Origin of the sequence: Leucobacter luti, assembly GCF_019464495.1 — a bacterium.
GTDB lineage: Bacteria > Actinomycetota > Actinomycetes > Actinomycetales > Microbacteriaceae > Leucobacter > Leucobacter luti_A.
In genome coordinates this window covers 1,693,305-1,712,327 of the sequence record NZ_CP080492.1, presented here as the reverse complement: position 1 = coordinate 1,712,327, position 19,023 = coordinate 1,693,305, and the positions used below count along the sequence as shown (strand labels likewise).

Sequence of the window (19,023 nt, the reverse complement as noted above, 5' to 3'; positions counted from 1 at the left end):
GTGCCTCGCGCCGCTCGACCTCGGGCTCGCGCCGAGCGATTACGCGATGGTGGCGAAGCGCTCGACGTCTGAGGCCGAACCGCTCACGATGATCAGGTCGTGTGGTGAGATCAGCGTGTCCTGCGTCGCGTGCGTGAATGGCTGACCCGGCGTTTTTACTCCGACGACGGTTACGCGGTAGCGAGTGCGCACGCCGCTGGCGGAAAGTGTGCGGCCTCGAATCGAGCGCGGCGGGTACATCTTCGCGATGACGTAGTTGTTGTCGAATTGGATGAAGTCAAGCATCGCTCCGCTGAGCAGGTGGGCAACACGCTCGCCTGCCTCGCGCTCCGGGTAGATCACGTGGTTCACCCCGATGCGCTCGAGGATTTTGCCGTGCGACGCAGAAATCGCCTTCGCCCAAATCTGAGGGATCTCGAGGTCGACCAGGTTTGCCGCGATGAGCACGCTGGCCTCGATCGAGGATCCGGTGGCGACGACGGCGACCTGAAACTCGTCGGCACCGATCTGACGCAGCGCCTCCATTGAGCGGGCGTCAGCCTGCACGGCGTGTGTGACGCGGTCGGCCCACTTCTGCACGAGCGTGGGATCGGTGTCAACGACGAGCACCTCGCGGTCCTGGCGGTCGAGCTGACCTGCCGTTGCCGCGCCAAAGCGGCCGAGGCCGATCACGAGCACGGGGGCGTCACTGCGAATATCAACCAACGATCGGCCTTTCTTCAGGAAGTCGGAACAGGCGGGAACGGTTGGTCGCGGCGATTGCAGCGGCCAGTGTCACCGTACCAACTCGGCCTGCCCACATGGTGGCAGCGAGCACGTATTTCCCAGCGTCGGGGAGTTGTGCCGAGAGATCCGATGACAGGCCACAGGTGCCAAACGCGGAGATCACCTCAAACAGCACGATGTCGAGAGACTCACCGGTCATGTGCATGATGGTCACCGTTGAGGCGAGCACGATCGTGGCACCCCAAATGAGGATCGAGACAGATACGCGCAACACCTCGTTCGGGATGCTGCGGCCAAACGCCTGCACGTCCTTGTATCCGCGTGCCTCGGCCCACGCTGCGAGGAACAGCACAGCAATCGTGGTGACCTTGATGCCACCTGCGGTGGAAGCGGAGCCGCCCCCCACGAACATCAACATGTCCATCACGAGCAGCGTTGAGCCATTCATGTCGAGCGGGTCAATAATGCCCAGCCCGCCGGAGCGGGTCATGATCGACATGTAGACCGAGCTGAACATCGTCTGGCCGAAGTTCTGCGGACCAAATGTTGACTGGTTGTTCCACTCGAGCGCTGCGATCGCGAGCCAACCGAACACGACGAAGATGAGCGTCGTGGTGAGCGTCAGTTTGGCGTGCAGTCCGAGCCGCTTGTGCGAGCGCCACCCGCTGCCGATCACGTAGCGGTAGAGGGCGAAAATCACGGGGAACCCGATCGCGCCGAGGAACACGCCGACGGCAAGGACCGTGAGCAGGTAGACATCGGTCGCAAACGGCTCCAGGCCGCCCGCCAGGGGCACAAAACCGGTGTTCGTGAATGCGGAGGCGGAGAGGTAGAACCCGTTCCAGAGGGCGTGCGGGAAGTCGTAGCCGGCTGCGAACATCAGGTGCGGCGTGATCAGCAGAGTAAGGATGCCCTCGATCACGACGACGCTGAGCGCTACGGCACCGAGCAGGCCGCCGATCTCACCGAGGCCGACCGCCTGGCTTTCGGAGACGTCGCGCCCCATGCGCATCGGGTTCGTGTCGCCAGCTGCCAGCAACCGCTGCCTGAGGCCCAGGCGTCGCGTGACGGTGAGACCAAGAATGCTGGCGAGGGTGAGGACACCGATCCCGCCGATCTGCAGGCCGGAGAGCACCACGATTTCACCGAAAAGTGACCAGTGCGTCGACATATCGACCGTGGACAGGCCGGTCACGCAGATCGCAGAGACGGCGGTGAAGAGCGCATCGGCCAGCGGCGTCATCGTGCCGCTGCTGCTCGCGATCGGGAGTGAAAGTAGCGCGGTCCAGACCAAGATCAGGGCCGTGAAAATGAGGAGTGCGAAGCGGGCAGGCGAGGAGTGGATCATCGCGCCGATCCACGATCGCCGCGAGAGAGAGGATGAGCCGCGTTGGCTCACCATGGGTGCCCCCACGTTGCCCTACTTTCCGGTTACGGCGCGAGGCGCGTGGATCTCACGGTCTCGATTCAATGCTGTCATGCTACACACGCCGCGCCGCAAGGGTGAATTGTTGAGCCGCGGCACGCGGGAACGGGACAGAATCGGTCCTGGCCACTACCCTGGGTGCTATGCCAGATATCTTCGGGGTCATTGCCGACGCGACCCGGCGCGACATCCTGCAGGTGCTGCTCGAGCGCTTCCAGCGAGACGCCGAGATCAGCGTCTCTGAGATTGTCGGTCAGCTGGAGATCAGTCAGCCCACAGTTTCGAAGCACCTCAAAGTGCTGCGCGAGGCGGAACTCGTGACGGTTCGTGAGGAGGGGCAGCATCGCTACTACTCGCTGAACCCCGAGCCGTTGGAGATGATCGAGGATTTTGTGATCCCCTTCCTCTCCGCGGGCTTCGACACTGAGGTCACGGTCGAGTACCTCTCGGAGGACGGCGAGCGGATTCCCGGTCCTGGAGACCAAGACGCGTTCGCCAACCTTGACGACGGCGAAGAGGTGCTTCCTGAAGAGGCAGCAGCCGCGGCCGAGCGGATCGGGCGCGCCGCTGCGCGCGCTGAGAATCGAGTGAAAGAGCTCGTCGCGCGTTTCCGCCTGCGCGACTAACGCGTTCTGTTCTCGCGGCACCGCGCACTCGATTACGACCGAGATTGTGCCGTGAAGCGGGCCAAATCGCTCGAAATACCGAGAATCAATTGGCTTTTCCCGCCGGTTGGTTCGCGCTGGGCCGCTGGGCAGAGTAGGATTACTGTTTTGTGGGCCACGAATCCGGCGGCCCGAGAGACGTTGTGAGGTGACCGTGGGTTCAGTAATTAAGAAGCGCCGTAAGCGTATGTCCAAGAAGAAGCATCGCAAGCTGCTTCGTAAGACGCGTCACCAGCGTCGCAACAAGAAGTAGTCGGCGCGCAGAGCGCGACCGATAATAGGCGTCGGGCCCCAGGTCCGGCGCCTTTTGTTGTTGTGGGGCTGGCAATTGCGCAGCCCCGCACTGGAGCACGTGAGCGAAGAAGGGAGCCCGATGCGCACGGTGAAGTTGACGCTGATCGGGAAACCGGGCTGTCACCTCTGCGACGATGCACGCGAAGTGATCGCGGGCGTTCGCGCTGACGCCGCGTCTCGCGGAGTCAACACCGAGCTCGAGGAGCTCGATATTCTTCAGGATCCGGCGCTCGCCAGGAAATACGCCGAACACATTCCAGTCGTTCAGATCGGCGGCAAACAGCACGCGATCTGGCGCGTCGATGCGGTGCGCCTCACGGCCGCGATCGACAAGGCCGCCCGTGGCGGCATCTTCTCTCAGTTTGTAAAGGACAGCCCATCATGACTCTGCGCCACATTGTTTCCTGGAAACTCAGCGGTGAGACCCGCGAAGCACGCGACGGCCAGGCTGCGGAAATCATTGCGGCGCTTGAGGCACTGCCGGCGTTAGTGCCGACGCTGAACGCGCTGACGGCGCACCGGAACGAACTGTTCGACGGCGATAACTACGATGTGACACTGATTGCCGATTTCGACGATGAGGCTGGGCTGTCCGCATACGTCGTGCACCCCGACCACGTCGTGGCAGGAGCGGTCATCAAGAAGTACGCGGTCGCCCGCGTCGCAACAGACTTCACGCTCTAGCGCGACGTGCGCCGCGGCGCCCGGGCTCCGGGCGCTGGCTGGCGAGCGCCCGGAACCCGAGACCGGGGAGTTACGCGCTCTCGATCAACTGCGGTGCTGGCTGATACGCCCGGTAGCCCTGCTGGATCGCGATCTGGTCCGCGAGGTACTTCGCGTCGTGCCAGACGCCCCAGATGAAGCTGGATCCGCGACGCGACTGCCACGGCAGGCCGAGGAAGTACACACCGGGCTCCGGGGAGACACCGCGCTGGTGCACTGGCCGGCCGAAGGCGTCGAAGGCTGCGACTTTCAGCCAGCTGTAGTCTGCCCGGTAGCCAGTGGCCCACACGATCGAGTTGATCCCGGCCGCTGCCAGATCCAGTTCGAGAATCGGGTTCGTGACGCACTCGGGATCCGGCCCAAGCTCACGCGCTTCCGGTTCTTCCGGCAGGTCGAGTCCCATGCGCTCGACGTAGGCGTCGGCTTCATCGAGCAGGGAGAGGTAGTTCTCGTCGCCGCCCCGGATGTTTGTCGCGAGGTCAGTGCCGAAGTGCATGATCCCGCCCTCGAAGGCGTTTGCGCGGCCCACGAGCGTGATCCCGTCCGCGGCAAGGTTTCGGAAGTCAATGGTGCGGCCACCGTCTGCGCCGCTCACTGCGATCGTGACGTGCTCAGCCCCCTCTGCCGGTGTCGCGGCATCCCACTTGCCGAGCACCCCGAGCCACCACACAAAGCTGCGATCGCGGTAGCGCTGCGGCGGACGGTCGTGCGGGCCGACGGCGAGTGTGACCTGGCGGCCGGAGTGCCGCAGTTCGTTCGCGATCTGCACGCCGGAGGATCCTGCGCCCACAACGAGGACGCCGCCAGCCGGCAGCTGCTCCGGGTTGCGGTAGCCAGCTGAGTGGAGCTGCGTGATCCCGGTGTCTGCCGGCACGAGCGGTGGGATCACCGGGTTCTGGAACGCGCCAGTTGCGGCGACGATGTAGCGGGCGCGGATCGGGCCGTCTGAGGTTTCGGCGAGGAACCCTGCCGCGCCAGCGAGCTGTGTGACAGACGTCACTTCGACTCCGCAGCGAATGGGCGCCTCGATCTGGCGGGCGTATTCCTCGAAGTAGTCGGCCACCTGATCCTTCGTTGCGAACGCATCAGGCGCCAGGCCAGCAAACGCGAGGCCGGGGAAGCGGTCGTGCCAGGCAGGGCCGTTGGCCACGAGAGAATCCCAGCGCTCACTGCGCCAGCGCTCGGCGATACGGTGTCGCTCCACGACGATGTGTGGCACCTGCTGTGCGCTGAGGTGTTCGCTCATCGCCACACCGGCCTGGCCGGCGCCGACGACGAGGACTTCCGTGACGCAGATCTCTGGGGTCGACATACTTCGTTCTCCGCTCGAGTGTGTTGATTCGAAGCAGATTCGGGAGAGGCACCACACTGGTCACCGCGCCGTGAATCCGTACCCGAGCCTCGTCAACTGGGGCTCGGATAGTGACCAGCAAAGCGCAGCTGTGCGGCGGGAAGCCAATACACGTTCGCGGTGCATTGCATCGTTTTCCGCGATGCAATGCGGTGGGGTGATCGGAAAATCACATATCGGAGGCTGGGTCTGTCGGAGTCAGCAGCTCCCGCACCGCTGTTGCGACGGCCCGCGCTCGCGCGGTCCGCTCCACCTGCGCGAGTGAAGAGACCGTCACGTGCAGTGCCCGCACATCGTCACTGATCTCGACGATCACCGTGCGGCTCCCTGTGTAGGTCTCCTCAATGCGCGGGCGCTGGTTCAGAATCGAAAAGCCACATCCCATCGCTACGAGCGAGCGCACCGCCTCGTAGTTCTTCGTGCGGTACTTCACGTGTGGCGTGATCCCGGCCTCCTGGAGCATGCGCTGGAAATACTCGCGGCTGTCCGGGAGATCGAGCAGTACGAGCGGATCTGCAGCAAGCTCTGCGAGCGCCACGGACCCGCGCTGTGCGAGGGGGTGATCAGTGTGCAGGATCACGTGCGGAGGCACAGCGGCGATGAACTCCTGCTCGATACCGTCTGGCGCCGTGAGGTCATAGCCGATCGCGATTTCGGCGCGGCCGCCGCGGAGGGCTGCGAGGTTCTCCTCGGAGTCGCCCTCCACTACTTCAACGGTGAGGTTGGGATGGCGCTCCTGCAGCAGTCTGAGGAGCTGAGGCAGCACGAACGGAGTGAGCGTGTGGAAACAGGCGATGGTGATGGCGCCGCGCACCTCTTCTTGATCCGCCTGGATCGTCTCAATCGTGTCGGAGAGCAGACCGAACAGCCGGTGGGTGTCGCGCAAGAGCGCCTCACCGGCCGCGGTGAGGATGAGCCCCTTCGAGTGCTGACGGATAAAGAGCGCAGCGCCGAGCGAGCGCTCCAGGTGGGATATTGCCGTGGATACTGCCGACTGAGCGACGTGCAGTTCCTGGCTCGCAGCCGTCATATTGAGCGTCTTCGCGCACTCGGTGAAATAGCTGAGCTGGGTAAGAGTGATCGAGAAGCGGTGCACCATTGCGTTCTTCCTTGAGGTCGGGGGATGCGCCGGAGCCGGCGCGGGACGTACGCCCCGGGCTGCATCTGTTTTCCCGATACCCTATCTTCGTTTTGAGTATTTTACAGATACTCCTGTGGTCTCGACAATGGTGCTGACGGATGAATCACGCCACCCACTCACCGAGGAGACCCTGTGACAGCGACGACGCACCTCCGCCTGCGGAAATTCAACACCCAGGAAACCTACCCTGAGCAACACCTCGACAATGACCTCTGCCAGGCCGTCGTGGCGAACGGGGTGGTGTACCTGCGTGGGCAGATCGGGCAGGACCTGGAGACGCGTGAGTCCGTCGGGATCGGTGACGTCGTGGCGCAAACTGAGCAGGCTATGCAGAACATCTCGATGCTGCTGGACGAAGCGGGCAGCAGTCTCAGAGACATCGTCAAAGTCACCATCTACATCATCGACCCGCGCTACCGCGAGGATGTCTACCGAACCGTCGGCAAATGGCTCAAGGGCGTGTACCCAGTTTCCACCGGACTCGTGGTGCAGGCGCTCGCGCGGCCAGAATGGCTCGTCGAGATCGACGCAACCGCGGTGCTGAGCGATGGCGGTGCGGCATGACATTTTCCTTGATCCTGCGGGATCCCGTGAGCGGTGAGTTCGGGTCGGTGATCTCCTCATCGTCGCCCGCCGTCGCTGCGCGCTGCGTGCACCTCGCGGACGGGATCGGGGGTGCGCACTCGCAGAACGTGACCGATCCGCGCCTGGGCGGTGCTCTGATTGAGGCACTGCGGGAAGGCGCGACCGCGCAGGGGGCCGTAGACGCAGTGGTGGCTGGCGCTGATCCCGAGACGATCCAGTACCGGCAACTGCTGGCGCTCGACGCCGGAGGCCGCGCTGCGGTGTACTCCGGCGGCCGCGCACTCGGGGTTTTCGGGTCCGCCAGTCGCGAGAATGCGGTGGCCGGAGGCAATATGCTCGCGAGCCTCGAAGTGCTCGACGCGCTCGTGGACACTGCCCTCGCAGCCCCTGGCCGAATCGAGGAGCGCCTCTTTGCTGCACTGCAGGCGGCGATGGAAGCAGGCGGCGAGGCGGGTCCCGTCCATTCTGCGGGTCTCGCAGTGGTCGGCAGCGCCGGCTGGCGCGTCACCGATCTGCGTGTTGACTGGTCGGAGGATCCGATCGAAGAGCTCGGACGTGTGCTCACCGAGTGGCTGCCGCAGCGTGATGACTACATCAGCCGCGGGCTCAACCCGGCGGCGGCTCCGACGTACGGGGTGCCCGGCGATGAATGAACGACTGCCACCCGACGACTTGAAGGTGCGGATCGCTGACCGAGTACGCGCGATTGATCCTGAGCTGTGTGCACTGTCGAATCAACTGCACGCAGACCCTGAGATTGGGTGGCAAGAGCACCGCTCCGCCGCGGTTGTCGCGACTGCGCTTGCACCACACGGTTTCACAATTGAGCAGCCCTATCTGGGCCTTGAGACCGCGTTTCGTGCCGTGCGGCTGCCGCGAGGTGCGCACCGCTTTACCGTAGGTTTCCTCGCCGAATACGATGCGCTGCCCGGGCTCGGGCACGCGTGTGGGCACAACCTTATCTCGGCGATGTCCGTTGGCGGCGCCATTGCGCTCGCCGCAGTGGCGGATGATCTCGGCCTCGCAGTTGAGGTTATTGGGACCCCGGCGGAGGAGGGCGGCGGCGGCAAGATCGTGCTGCTCGAGCGCGGGGCGTTCACCGAACTGGATTTCGCGCTGATGGCGCACCCCGCACCGGTGGATGTGGCAGAAGCGCGGCCGTTCGCGGTGACGCACTGGCACGTGCAGTACGACGGCACGGCGGCCCACGCTGCCGCGTATCCGGAGCGCGGGGTCAACGCGAACGATGCGTTCCTCATCGCGCAGCTCGCGATCGGTCTGCTGCGTCAGCAGCTCCCCGCCGGCGTACGTGTGCACGGCGTGCAGACCAGGGGCGGGGAGGCGCCGAACGCGATCCCGGAGCGCACGGAGGGCCGCTGGTATGTGCGGGCCGAGACCACGGCGCAGCTACTGGAACTGGAGGAGCGGGTGCGGAAGTGCTTCGAGGCTGGTGCGCTCGCGACGGGCGCCACGCTCACGATCACACCGGAGAGTGAGCGCTACGCGGAGATGCGCACAGACGAGGACGCGCTGGATCGCTACCGCGAAAACGCGCGCGCGCTCGGCCGCAACTTCGACGTCGATCCGGCTTCCGCGACGATGAACCGGGCGTCCACCGACATGGGCAATGTGTCTCAGGTGGTCAACGCGATCCATCCCTACATCGGCGTTGGCGGGGGTGCGAGCAATCACCAGCCAGATTTCGCGGCGGCATGCGTGGGACCTGCGGCAGAGCAGACCCTCAGAGACGGCGCAACGGCGCTTGCGTGGACCGCGCTGGACGTCACCCGAAACCGCAGCGGGGTGCTGCGCTCAAGCGCTGCGATCCCACACGATTGAGAAACGAGACAGACATGACCCGCAGCTACGCAGAGTGGCAAGCAGCGGCGGCGGCGCTGCAGTTTGATGGCCGCCCGGTAATCAACGGGGCCCGCATCACGGCGAGCTCTGGCACCACCATTCCGAAGTCGAACCCCGCGACCGGGGAGGTGCTCTCCCAGATCCACGAGTGCACCGAGGTCGAAGTCGATGCTGCCGTCGCCGCGGCACGCGCTGCCTACGAATCGGGGGTGTGGTCGCGTGCTGGCGCTGGGTTCCGGCGCGAACGGCTCCTGGAGCTTGCGCGACTCATCGAGGCGCGGGCCGACGAGTTTGCGCTGTACGACACCCTCGACATGGGAAAGCCGATCCGGGAGTCATCGACGATCGATGCTCCAGGCTCCGCGGCGCTGTATCGGTTCTACGGCGAGGCCATCGAAAAACAGGAGAACCTGATCCCGGTCACCCCTCCCGGGGCGACCGCACTCGTGACGCGCGAGGCGCTCGGAGTGGTTGCGGTGATCGTGGCCTGGAACTATCCGCTCGAAATTGCGACCTGGAAGCTTGCTCCGGCGCTTGCCGCAGGAAACGCAGTGGTCGTCAAGCCTCCGGTTGAGGCGTCCCACTCCACGCTGCTGCTTGCGGAGTTGGCGTTGGAAGCCGGGATCCCCGCCGGCATTCTGAACGTGGTGCCCGGCCGCGGCTCGGTGGTGGGGAAAGCGCTCGCGCTGCACGAAGACGTCGACATGCTCGCGTTCACCGGGTCGACCGAGGTGGCGAAGCAGCTGCAGCAGTACGCTGGCCAGTCGAATATGAAGCGACTCGCGCTGGAGGCGGGAGGGAAGAGCTCGAACCTGATCTTTGCGGACTGCGATGATCTCGCGCTCGCTGCGGCGAAGGCCGCCTTCGGGAGTTTCTACAACCAGGGTGAGGTGTGCTCGGCGAATTCGCGGATCTTCGTGGAGCGGCCGGTGTACGAGGAGTTCTTGCGCCTGTACGCTGCAGCGGCCAGCGCGTACGCTCCTGGTGATCCATTGGACCCCGCGAGCGGCACCGGATCACTGGTCTCCGAAGCGCACGCCGACACGGTGTGGGCGACGATTGAAAACGCCCGCAGGGACGGCACCATTGTTGCGGGCGGGAGGCGGCCAGAGATTGCTGGTTCCCGCGCCTTCATCGAGCCAACAATCGTCACGGATGTGCCTGCTGACCACGAGGTTCACACGCGTGAGATTTTCGGTCCGGTTGCCGTTGTGGCCCCGTTTGACACCGAGGACGAAGCGATCGCGCGTGCAAACGACACTCCGTTCGGGCTCGCCGCATCGCTGTGGACTGGGAGCCTCGCGCGTGCGCACCGCGTATCGGAGCGCCTCGTCGCAGGCACAGTGTCGGTAAACACGGTCGATGCGCTCGGCTTCACGACGCCGTTTGGCGGGTTCAAGCAGTCCGGGTTCGGGCGAGATCTCTCGGTCCACGCGCTCGAAAACTATACGGATTACAAGACGACTTGGATGCAGTGGGGCTGACGTTGCTTCCCCGGGTGCCGGGGAGCTAGTGTGTGGAACTCCATCTGATTTGGAGATCGAGAACAGCCATTTTCAGTATTTCCGTTATCTAGCGAACGCGGTGAAACTGAGCTTGGGAGCCGTGCCAGAGCAGGCACGGATTGCAATGACGCAGAAGGAGTAACGAAGACATGAATGGTCTGGCTCAAAAGGTGGCATTCGTCACTGGCGGCGGTTCGGGAATCGGCCGACAGGTCTCGCTGCGACTGGCTCGCGAGGGGGCTCGCGTGGGGGTCGTTGACCTTCGCGAGGAGGCAGCGCAGGCCGTCGCCGAGGAGATTACCGCGGCGGGCGGCGAAGCGCTCGTCGTTGTCGCCGACGTGACCTCGGCCGCGCAGGTCGAAGCCGGTGTGGCACAGCTGAACGATGCGTTCGGCGGCGTGCACTTCGTCGTGAACTGTGCGGGTGTCGCCTTTGGCGAAGGGGGTGTGGTGGAGTGCAGTGAGGCTGCGTGGGACAAGACCATGGCGATCAATGTGAAGAGCATCTTCCTCACCGGCAAGTATGCAATCCCGCAGATCATTGCATCTGGCGGCGGCTCAATCGTGAACATCGCCTCAGTGTTCGGGATGGTCGCGAACCCGGATGAGTGCGGCTACGCCGCGTCGAAGGGCGCTGTGATCAACCTCACCCGTCAGATGGCAGTGCAGCACGCGCAGGATCGGGTCCGCGTGAACGCGGTCCTGCCCTCCGACTGCGATACGCCGCTGATTGCGGGTCTGCTCGGCGTTGAAGGTGCAGAGCTCGAGGCTGCCAAGGCAGAACTCGCAGCCCCGATCCCCATGGGTCGTCTCGCGCAGCCGGAGGAAATTGCTTCCGGGATCGCGTTTCTGCTGTCTGACGATGCCGGCTTCATTACGGGAGTCTCGCTCCCCATTGACGGCGGGTTCCTGACCAAGTAGGTCAGGCGCCCACCACCACTACGAAGGAAGTCCTGACATGACTGCAACGACGCACTCACAAGTTCCCACCATTGAGGACAAAACGATTCAACCGATCCCGCTCGACGAGCGGCACGGCAAACCACGGGATCTCTTCACGATCTGGTTTGGCTCCAACATTATGGTGCTGACCATCGTGACAGGGGCACTTGGCACCACGGTGTTCGGCCTCGATTTCTGGAGCGCAGTCGGGGCAGTCGCCATAGGCAATCTCCTCGGCGCGATCTTTATGGCGCTGCACTCCGCGCAAGGCCCACAGCTCGGGGTGCCCCAGATGGTGCAGACCCGTGGCCAGTTCGGCTCATACGGTTCGCTCCTCGTAGTGATCGTCACCGTGCTCATGTATGTGGGCTTCTTCGCGGCGAACCTGGTGCTCGGCGGGCAGGCGCTCTCGACGATTATCCCCGGGTTGCCCGTTCCCGCCGGGATCATCATCATCGGCATCGCGAGCGTGGTCGCAACGATCTATGGCTACCGACTGATCCACGCATATACGCGGATCCTCAGTGTGGTTTCTGGACTTGCACTGATCGTGGCCTTCATCCTGCTGATGACGACGATGGGCGGTGCCAGCGAGGCAGTTGCCGCTGGCGGATTCAACTGGAGCGGGTTCATGGGCACCCTGTCCGTGGCAGCGCTCTGGCAGATCGCCTACGCGCCCTATGTGTCCGACTACTCGCGCTACCTCCCGCAGGGCATCGGCTCAAAGCAGGCGTTCTGGACCTCGTACTGGGGCTGTGTGCTGGGCGCGACCCTGCCGATGATCCTCGGGGCCCTGGTGGGCGCGAAGCTCCTCGCGCTCGGCATGAACGCCGACAACGTGGTCGAGGGTATGGGCGTGCTCATGGAACCGCTCACCGTCCTGATCGTGGGGATCTTCTCCCTCGGCGTCGCAGCAACGAACTCGATGAACTTGTACTGCGGAGTGCTGTCGACGCTGACGGTTGTGCAGACGTTCCGGCCCAAGTGGACACCGCGGGCTGGTACCCGAGCAGTGACAGCGGTCATTATCTTCGCAGTTGCGCTCACCCTCGCGCTCGTCGGAGCAGACAACTTCCTGGTGTACTACTCCAACTTCCTGGCATTGCTGTTGTACGTGCTCGTGCCGTGGACCGCGATCAACCTCGTTGACTACTACCTGCTGAAGCATGGCCAGTACCGAGTGTCTGATTTCTTCCGGCAGGACGGCGGAATCTATGGCCGCTTCAACTGGGTTGCGATCGGGTGCTACATCCTCGGTGCTCTGGTGCAGGTGCCATTCATGGTGACCGAGCTGTATACCGGGCCCATCGGGGCAGCGCTTGGGGGAGTGGACATCTCCTGGATCGTCGGCTTGCTCATCATTTGTCCGGTCTATTTCTTCGCGCAGCGCGCATCGGAGCGCCGTTCACCGCTTCGCGAGCTCGTCGACGCGGGGCAGTAGCGACCACCGCCGAGGTGGCAGGCGGGGGCTCCTCACTGTCGGGTGGCCGGCGAGGATTCCCCGCCGGCCACCACTGCGATCCGGGCAATTCGGGCCTCTTCGGGCCTCTTCGGCCAGAGCAGGGGGGAAGATCATGCACAGCTTTTCGGAAGCGGTTCGTCGTGCGCACGCGGACAGGACTCGCAGCTTTGTCGCGATCTCGGCCGAACGCGAGTGCACGATCCCGGAGGTCGCTGGTGCCACAGCCGGCGAACTGCGTGGTGTCCCGTTCGCGGTGAAAGACAACATCGATACTCGAGCGCTGCCGACAACCGCGAACACGCCAGCTTTGCTCGGGATGGGGCGGCAGCGCAACAACCCGGTCGTTGCGCGACTGCTGGCGGCTGGTGCTCAGCTCGTTGGTAAAACGAACACGCATGAGCTCGCACTCGGAATTACGACGAGTGCTGCCGCTTTTCCCGCGACACTTCACCCAGTGGATCCAATGCGGTCCCCTGGAGGGTCCTCCGGTGGGAGCGCTGCGGCAGTTGCGGCGGGAATCGTGCCCTTCGCGCTCGGCACCGACACCGGTGGGTCGATTTCAATCCCCGCCTCCTGGTGCGGGGTATTTGGCTTTCGCCCGAGCACGGGGCGGTGGCCCTCCAGAGGGATCGTGCCGCTCTCTCCCACTCGTGACACCGTTGGGGTTATTGCCGAGAGCGCTGAGCTCCTCGAACTCGTAGACAGAGTGGTGTGCAACGTGCCTGGGCGACGCCGAGCCGCTGCGACGGTGTCTCGTGGCGGACGCGTCGGTACCGCAGTGCGGCTCGGCGTGCCTCTGCAGAATTCCGGTTACACGCGCGAACTGGATGCGGACATTCACACGGGATGGGTGCGTGCACAGGAACGCTTGTGCGAATCTGGCTTCGTTGAGCTGGTGCCCGTCGACACCTCCGCGCTCCATCGACTCGAAGCATCGTGCGGCACAGAGATCGAGTTCTTTGAGATTTCGCACGCGCTCTCCGCATATCTCGGGGGACTTCCTATCCCGGTGAGCTTTCGGGACCTGCTCGATCAGGTGGCTCGCTCGGACGTCGGGGATCTGCTCAGCGAATCTGCTCGCTTCGCGACAGCGGAGCCTGCGTATGCAAGCGCGCTACGCCGAAGGCTGAAACTGCAGAGTGTGTACACAACCCTCATGGCTGACCTTGGTCTCGCAGGTTTGCTGTACCCCAGCGTGCCCCGTGTGGCCCCGCGAGTTGTCGGCCCAGGTCGCAGCGCGGACCCGGAGATATTTGCGTGGGGCACGAGAAACGTCAATCCCGGTTCCGTAGCAGGCCACCCAGTCGTCTCGCTGCCTGCTGGTCGCTCAACAAACGGACTACCTGTGGGAATCTCGATCGAGGGGCTCCGCTCGCACGACCGCGCATTGCTCGCTCTTGCGCGCCAAGTGGCGCCGGTGTTGCTGGCCGACGACCATGTTCTTTCGCGAAGCGGTGGCGGCGTTCATCTATCGCTTGGTGACTGACTACCGCGCGTAGTCCTCACCCAAGCGCCAAATGCACAAAATGTGCGGTCGAGATCGTGTCTCGACCGCACATTTTGTGCGCTCGGCGGGGTGTGGTGGGTTGGGAGGGTGCGCAGAGCCGTGCCGACCAGCGCGCGCCCTACAGCCGAACAATCTCCTGGCGCGGGCGTACCGCGACGTCCGTGATCTGCACGTCAGCAGGCGCGTCCACCAGGAAGCGGACCACTCCGGCAACCGAGGACGGCTGGATATAGCGCCCGGAGTCGTACTGCTCCGCTGGCACCAAGCCGCGCAGCATCTCCGTGTCGGTCTGGCCGGGAGCGAGGGTCACCACACGCACTCGCTGCGGCTCTTCTTCGATGCGCAGCGCATCGGCGAGCCCGCGCAGCGCATACTTGCTCGCTGAGTACACCACGTTGCCGGGCACCGGCTTGGTGCCTGCCCCCGACCCGATGAACACGATGGTGCCCTCGGAGTCGCGCAGCAGCGGCAAGGACAGGCGCGTGAGCTCCGCGGGTGCGGTGACATTCACGGCAAAGTGCTCGGCCCAATCGGCTGGGGTTGCGGCGTCGACGCGGTAGTTCCGGCTGATCGCCGCCGCGTGCACGAGTACGTCAAGGCGATCGAGCGCTGCGATCCGCGTGCCAACGGCCGCAGGATCGGAAAGGTCCAGCTGCCACGTCTCGATGCGTGCTGGAGCAGACTCCGCTGACCCAGCGGCGATATCGGCTGCGAGCGCCGCGAGCCGTGCTTCGTTGCGGCCAACTGCAATGACGTGGTGCGTGCGGGAGAGCTCGGTCACGATCTCCTGGCCCATGCCGCCGGTCGCTCCGGTGACGAGGGCTACGGGGGTGTGCTCAGTCATGGTGGGCTCCTGTTCTGGTGAGGACGGGGCCGCCCTGGTGCGCGGCCGCGCGCGCGATGCGCAGCGCGCTCAGTGCAACGCGATCGGTCTCGCGGAGCATGGGCGGATCAGTGCCTGGCATCGGGCTGATGATCGTATCGTGCAGTGTCTCGTCGACCGGGATCCCGGCGACGTGCACGGCAGCATCCAGCGTACCCTCCGCGCCGACGAGGAGACCCGTGGCGCCATCGATGTCGAAGCCGCCAGTGGCGACGAGCGGTGCGTCGGCCCCGCGCGCGGTGATCCGGAACGGGCGCGCGCGGCCAGCGGAAAGGAGGCTGCGGGTCAGCGGATCGGTGCTTTCGTTGATGCGGTGGAAGTGCATCCATGCGTCGATGAGCGTCGTGGCGGTGACCTCGGATCCTGCGACGAGCGGGGACGCCGCGACGAAACCGCGCTCAGTCACCGTCACCTCGGCTTCTGGGCCAATGAAGTGCACGAGCCCAGCATCCGCGAGCGCGAGTAGCTGGCTGGCGCGGAATGCCGGAGGGCCAGATCCCACCATGCCGCCCACGGCGTGAAGCTGTGCGTAGCCGCTCGCGCGCGACTCAGCGTCGAAGCCGCCCAGCGTGCCGATGCGCCCGGTGAGGGCGCGGGCCGAACTGATGGACCAGAGTCCTGCCTTTACGGCGTTCGTGCGGCCCTGTGCGCTTGCGTCGAGATCTGCTTCGACCCGGGCGGAGATCCACGCATCAAAGCTGGTGGGGTCCCGGAACGCTTCGGTCACGGGGTGAATTTCCGCTGCGAGGTCGAAGCTGTCTGCGGGATCTGCGATGAACGGAGCGACCACAGCGGCGACCCGTGACACCGGCTCATCCAGAGTCGCGGGCACGGTGCCATCGAGGATCGGTGCGATCGCGGCCCGGGCCGCCGCCACGATGGCACCGAGCGTCGCGTCGGCGGCTGCCGGATCAGCGCCGAGCGCCGTCGGCGAACTCTCGCGCAGCGTGCTCGCGTGAGCAATGAATGCGTCAGCAACGATGCGTGGCCAGAGCAGTTGGTCGAAGTTGATGGGGCGGGGGACCGACTCCCAGTCCACCTCGCGCAGCAGCGTTTGCTCGGCTCGCGGTGGAAGTGAACGGTACAGCGACTTCGCTCGGAACGGGACACCACGGTGCGAGGTCACGTGCAAGATCGGCTCGCGCCCGGAGGGAGCGTAGCGCAGCCCACCAGACGCGCTCGGATCGGGGGCGAAGGATCCGCCTCGACCGAGCGTCAGGAGCGCCATGGTGTCGAAGAAACCCATGCCAAGGCCGCGGACGATGGCGGGAGCCCCTGCGGCGACCTCGCTGAGATCCTGATCCACGGGGCTGCCCTGGCGCACCCAGTTCAGCTCGGGCCGGTTCGCGAGTGCCGCTTCGAGGGTACGCTCGGCCGCTGTCGAAGCCCGGGGCAGCCATCCGGTCGCGAGGATGACGGAGTCGGCGGCAATGGAGGGGCCGGAGCTGAGTGTGATCAGCTCACGTCCGCCCACGCGCTCGATCTGCTCTGCGCGGGCGCGGTGCCGGACCACGGTGACGGGTGAGGGGAGCGCGGTGATGGCGCGTTCGAAGCACCACACGAGATATTCGCCGTACAGTGCGCGGCTCGGGTGCGACTCCGGCCGCAGACTGGCGAGCTCGGCGCGGTAGTCGTCCGCGAGGCCGGGGCGCACCGGATGGGTCGCAAACGTCGCGGTGTGAGACGCGGGGATCGGTTCGACCGCCGCGGTGTGTGCCGAAGCCTGGGCCAAGAGTCCTGCGTCGCGCACCAGTATCGCCCACTCGTAGAGCGTTGGCCCCTGCTGCACTGGTCCACGCACCGAGCTTCCCGGCTCAGTGAATAGCGTGACTGCGTGTGCCAGCGTGTTCATGCAGAGCTCGCGCTCCTGGTCGGTGCGCCAGATCCGGCCGGCCCCTGCCTGCGCGTCGTCGATCAGGTGCAGCTCGATGCCTTGCCGTGCGGCGAGTGGCGCGGCGCTGAGGTGAGCTCCGAGGCGTTCGACGAGTGAGACACCGCGTGGCCCGAGGCCGACAATGGCGATGCTCGGTGTCGCGTGTTGCGGTGTTGGGGCGGGGGCGTGTGTCATGGTGGCGGGGTCCGCGTCACTTTCGTTTTGATGATGGTTGCTATAAGCCTAACTTGGAAGAGCTGAGACCCTGATCCGCGCTACCCCCACGATTACGCAGTGTGACGGCGCGCGTCTCGCTCGGATTGTGTGCGGAGCGCTCCGCGTGGAACAATAACCTTTCGCAATACCTCGTAGAAGCGCAGCGCATGTTTAGTGCGAATCACCCACCACCCGGAGATTGAATCCATGTCACGTAATCGCCGTGCGGCCCTCGCCGCACTGTCCCTGGCCGCCACGACAGCGCTCCTGGCCGGATGCGCCTCAGGGGCGAGCGACAGCGCCGCTCCGGTGGGTGAGCCCACAGCTGGTGGCACACTCTCCTATCTCGAACCGCAGACTTGGAACACGCTCTACCCGCCGGCCGCCGGCTTCTACCCCAACGGCGGGATCGTGAACAACATCACGGACCGGCTGCTCTACCAGAACCCGGAGACGCTCGAGCTGGAGCCTTGGATCGCGACCGCGCTCCCCGAGGTCAACGCCGACGCGACGGAGTACACGTTCACGCTGCGCGACGACGTCACCTACTCCGATGGGACTCCGCTGACGGCGGAGAACGTCGTGAAGAACCTCGACCTCTTCGGCGCTGGCGATCCGGATCGCGCCCTCACCGTCTCCGAGGCCATCAACAACTACGACCACGGCGAGGTCGTTGACGAACACACAGTGAAGTTCGTGTTCTCCGCTCCGTCGCCGGGCTTCGCGCAGGCCGTCTCCACGATCAACTCGGGTCTTGTGTCCGATGCGACGCTCGATCTCAATGCCGAGGGCTTTGGTCCTGGCAACGCGACGCAGATCATCGGCAGCGGCCCGTTCGTGATCGCCGACGAGAAGATCGGCACCGAAATCGATCTCGAGGCGCGCGACGACTACGACTGGGCGCCGCCGTCGGTCGAGCACCAGGGCAGCCCCTTCCTTGACGGGATCACCATCGTGGTCGCAAGCGAGAGCAGCGTGCGTGTGGGCACCGTCGTGTCGAAGCAGGCGGACATCGCCCGTCAGATCGAGGCGCCTGACGAGCCGCAGTTCGCTGCGGACGGCCTCTCGATCTTCGCCGCCTCGACCAACGGTGTGAACAATGGCCTGAGCTTCCGCTTCCGCCACCCGCTCTTGAACGACATCAAAGTGCGTGAGGCGATCATCGCAGGCATCGATCGTGAGACGATCGTGAGCACACTGTTCACGGACAGCTACCCGCTCGCCACCGGAGCGCTCGCGAAGACCGCGCTGGGGTACACGGACACCTCGGAGTTCTACACGTACGACCCCAAGCTCGCGGCGAAGCTCCTCGACGAAGCTGGCTGGAAGGCCGGCAGTGACGGGATCCTTGAAAAAGACGGCAAGCGTCTCTCCCTCACCTTCAACGAAGCACTGCCGCAGCCGCGCTCGAAAGAGGTGGTGACCCTGATCCAGGAGCAGCTCGGCAAGCTCGGCATCGAGGTCAAGCTCTACGGCGGAGACCAGGCAGCACAGGATGCAGCGCGCCTCGAGCTCGACACCATCCAGGTGTACCACTCCATGGTCGGCCGTGCCGACTACGACGTGCTCAAGTCGCAGTACTTCTCGGCGAACCGCAACACCCTGCTGAACCTCGATCCTGCGGACAACTCGATCGGTGATCAGGAGCTCGACACGCTGCTCTCCGATGTCGCGTCCAAGCCCAGCGCTGAGGATCGGGCCACCGCATCGGCAGCTGCCCAGCAGCGCCTTGCTGAGCAGGCCTATATCCTGCCGATCTTCGAGGAGCCGCAGGTCTTCGGTCTCACCGACGCAGTGCAGGGCTTCCACACCGAGTCCGTCGGCCGCCCGTCCTTCTACAGCACCTGGCTGAACCGGTAGGTGCG

General features: G+C 64.9%; 18 protein-coding genes. 12 read left to right on the top strand and 6 right to left on the bottom strand.

The window, feature by feature from the left end; genetic code table 11:
* Positions 1-39: 39 nt before the first annotated feature.
* Together K1X41_RS07700 and K1X41_RS07695 are read right to left on the bottom strand one after the other, a co-directional pair.
* Positions 40-705, bottom strand: coding sequence for a potassium channel family protein (locus tag K1X41_RS07700; protein ID WP_165875672.1), 666 nt, complete (start codon positions 703-705; stop codon positions 40-42).
* Positions 698-2,074: a TrkH family potassium uptake protein gene (locus K1X41_RS07695; RefSeq protein WP_132206002.1), complete on the bottom strand. Its 1,377-nt coding sequence runs from the start codon at positions 2,072-2,074 to the stop codon at positions 698-700. Before K1X41_RS07695 ends, K1X41_RS07700 begins: the two co-directional genes overlap by 8 nt.
* A 221-nt stretch (positions 2,075-2,295) precedes the next feature.
* On the opposite strand from K1X41_RS07695, the gene K1X41_RS07690 reads away from it, so the two are divergent.
* The 4 genes from K1X41_RS07690 (at position 2,296) to K1X41_RS07675 (ending at position 3,795) form a co-directional block, all read left to right on the top strand.
* On the top strand, positions 2,296-2,778 hold the full coding sequence (locus K1X41_RS07690) for an ArsR/SmtB family transcription factor (protein ID WP_132206004.1): 483 nt from the start codon (positions 2,296-2,298) through the stop codon (positions 2,776-2,778).
* Between the two features lie 193 nt (positions 2,779-2,971).
* Complete coding sequence (locus K1X41_RS07685; RefSeq protein WP_005504750.1) at positions 2,972-3,070, top strand: 30S ribosomal protein bS22; 99 nt, start codon at positions 2,972-2,974, stop codon at positions 3,068-3,070.
* A gap of 120 nt (positions 3,071-3,190) precedes the next feature.
* Complete coding sequence (locus K1X41_RS07680; RefSeq protein WP_220174324.1) at positions 3,191-3,496, top strand: glutaredoxin family protein; 306 nt, start codon at positions 3,191-3,193, stop codon at positions 3,494-3,496.
* The gene (locus tag K1X41_RS07675) at positions 3,493-3,795 is read left to right on the top strand and encodes a Dabb family protein (protein WP_133617193.1); all 303 of its coding nucleotides are present in this window, start codon (positions 3,493-3,495) and stop codon (positions 3,793-3,795) included. The genes K1X41_RS07680 and K1X41_RS07675 overlap by 4 nt, the downstream gene beginning before the upstream one ends.
* A gap of 70 nt (positions 3,796-3,865) precedes the next feature.
* Here the strand turns inward: K1X41_RS07675 and K1X41_RS07670 are convergent, their stop codons facing one another.
* Both K1X41_RS07670 and K1X41_RS07665 read right to left on the bottom strand, forming a co-directional pair.
* On the bottom strand, positions 3,866-5,146 hold the full coding sequence (locus tag K1X41_RS07670) for a flavin-containing monooxygenase (protein ID WP_220174323.1): 1,281 nt from the start codon (positions 5,144-5,146) through the stop codon (positions 3,866-3,868).
* Positions 5,147-5,354: 208 nt separating this feature from the next.
* On the bottom strand, positions 5,355-6,284 hold the full coding sequence (locus K1X41_RS07665; RefSeq protein ID WP_220174322.1) for a LysR family transcriptional regulator: 930 nt from the start codon (positions 6,282-6,284) through the stop codon (positions 5,355-5,357).
* A gap of 174 nt (positions 6,285-6,458) precedes the next feature.
* On the opposite strand from K1X41_RS07665, the gene K1X41_RS07660 reads away from it, so the two are divergent.
* From K1X41_RS07660 to K1X41_RS07630, 7 genes are all read left to right on the top strand, one after another.
* Complete coding sequence (locus tag K1X41_RS07660) at positions 6,459-6,890, top strand: RidA family protein (RefSeq protein ID WP_133617196.1); 432 nt, start codon at positions 6,459-6,461, stop codon at positions 6,888-6,890.
* The gene (locus tag K1X41_RS07655) at positions 6,887-7,564 is read left to right on the top strand and encodes a DUF1028 domain-containing protein (protein WP_220174321.1); all 678 of its coding nucleotides are present in this window, start codon (positions 6,887-6,889) and stop codon (positions 7,562-7,564) included. Before K1X41_RS07660 ends, K1X41_RS07655 begins: the two co-directional genes overlap by 4 nt.
* The gene (locus K1X41_RS07650; RefSeq protein WP_220175736.1) at positions 7,557-8,750 is read left to right on the top strand and encodes a M20 family metallopeptidase; all 1,194 of its coding nucleotides are present in this window, start codon (positions 7,557-7,559) and stop codon (positions 8,748-8,750) included. The genes K1X41_RS07655 and K1X41_RS07650 overlap by 8 nt, the downstream gene beginning before the upstream one ends.
* A 14-nt stretch (positions 8,751-8,764) precedes the next feature.
* Positions 8,765-10,255, top strand: coding sequence for an aldehyde dehydrogenase family protein (locus tag K1X41_RS07645; protein ID WP_220175735.1), 1,491 nt, complete (start codon positions 8,765-8,767; stop codon positions 10,253-10,255).
* Positions 10,256-10,425: 170 nt separating this feature from the next.
* The gene (locus K1X41_RS07640) at positions 10,426-11,196 is read left to right on the top strand and encodes an SDR family NAD(P)-dependent oxidoreductase (RefSeq protein ID WP_132206022.1); all 771 of its coding nucleotides are present in this window, start codon (positions 10,426-10,428) and stop codon (positions 11,194-11,196) included.
* 37 nt (positions 11,197-11,233) lie between these two features.
* The gene (locus K1X41_RS07635) at positions 11,234-12,658 is read left to right on the top strand and encodes a purine-cytosine permease family protein (RefSeq protein ID WP_132206024.1); all 1,425 of its coding nucleotides are present in this window, start codon (positions 11,234-11,236) and stop codon (positions 12,656-12,658) included.
* A gap of 133 nt (positions 12,659-12,791) precedes the next feature.
* Positions 12,792-14,165 carry an amidase family protein gene (locus K1X41_RS07630; RefSeq protein ID WP_220175734.1) on the top strand — a complete coding sequence of 458 codons (1,374 nt, stop codon included), beginning with the start codon at positions 12,792-12,794 and terminating at the stop codon, positions 14,163-14,165.
* 139 nt (positions 14,166-14,304) lie between these two features.
* On the opposite strand, the gene K1X41_RS07625 is transcribed toward K1X41_RS07630, so the two are convergent.
* Together K1X41_RS07625 and K1X41_RS07620 are read right to left on the bottom strand one after the other, a co-directional pair.
* On the bottom strand, positions 14,305-15,030 hold the full coding sequence (locus K1X41_RS07625) for an SDR family oxidoreductase (protein WP_133617202.1): 726 nt from the start codon (positions 15,028-15,030) through the stop codon (positions 14,305-14,307).
* Positions 15,023-17,137 carry an FAD/NAD(P)-binding protein gene (locus tag K1X41_RS07620; RefSeq protein WP_220175733.1) on the bottom strand — a complete coding sequence of 705 codons (2,115 nt, stop codon included), beginning with the start codon at positions 17,135-17,137 and terminating at the stop codon, positions 15,023-15,025. The genes K1X41_RS07625 and K1X41_RS07620 overlap by 8 nt, the downstream gene beginning before the upstream one ends.
* Before the next feature lie 228 nt (positions 17,138-17,365).
* Here K1X41_RS07620 and K1X41_RS07615 point away from each other — a divergent pair, with 228 nt between their 5' ends.
* Complete coding sequence (locus K1X41_RS07615; RefSeq protein ID WP_220175732.1) at positions 17,366-19,018, top strand: TIGR04028 family ABC transporter substrate-binding protein; 1,653 nt, start codon at positions 17,366-17,368, stop codon at positions 19,016-19,018.
* Positions 19,019-19,023: the final 5 nt, after the last annotated feature.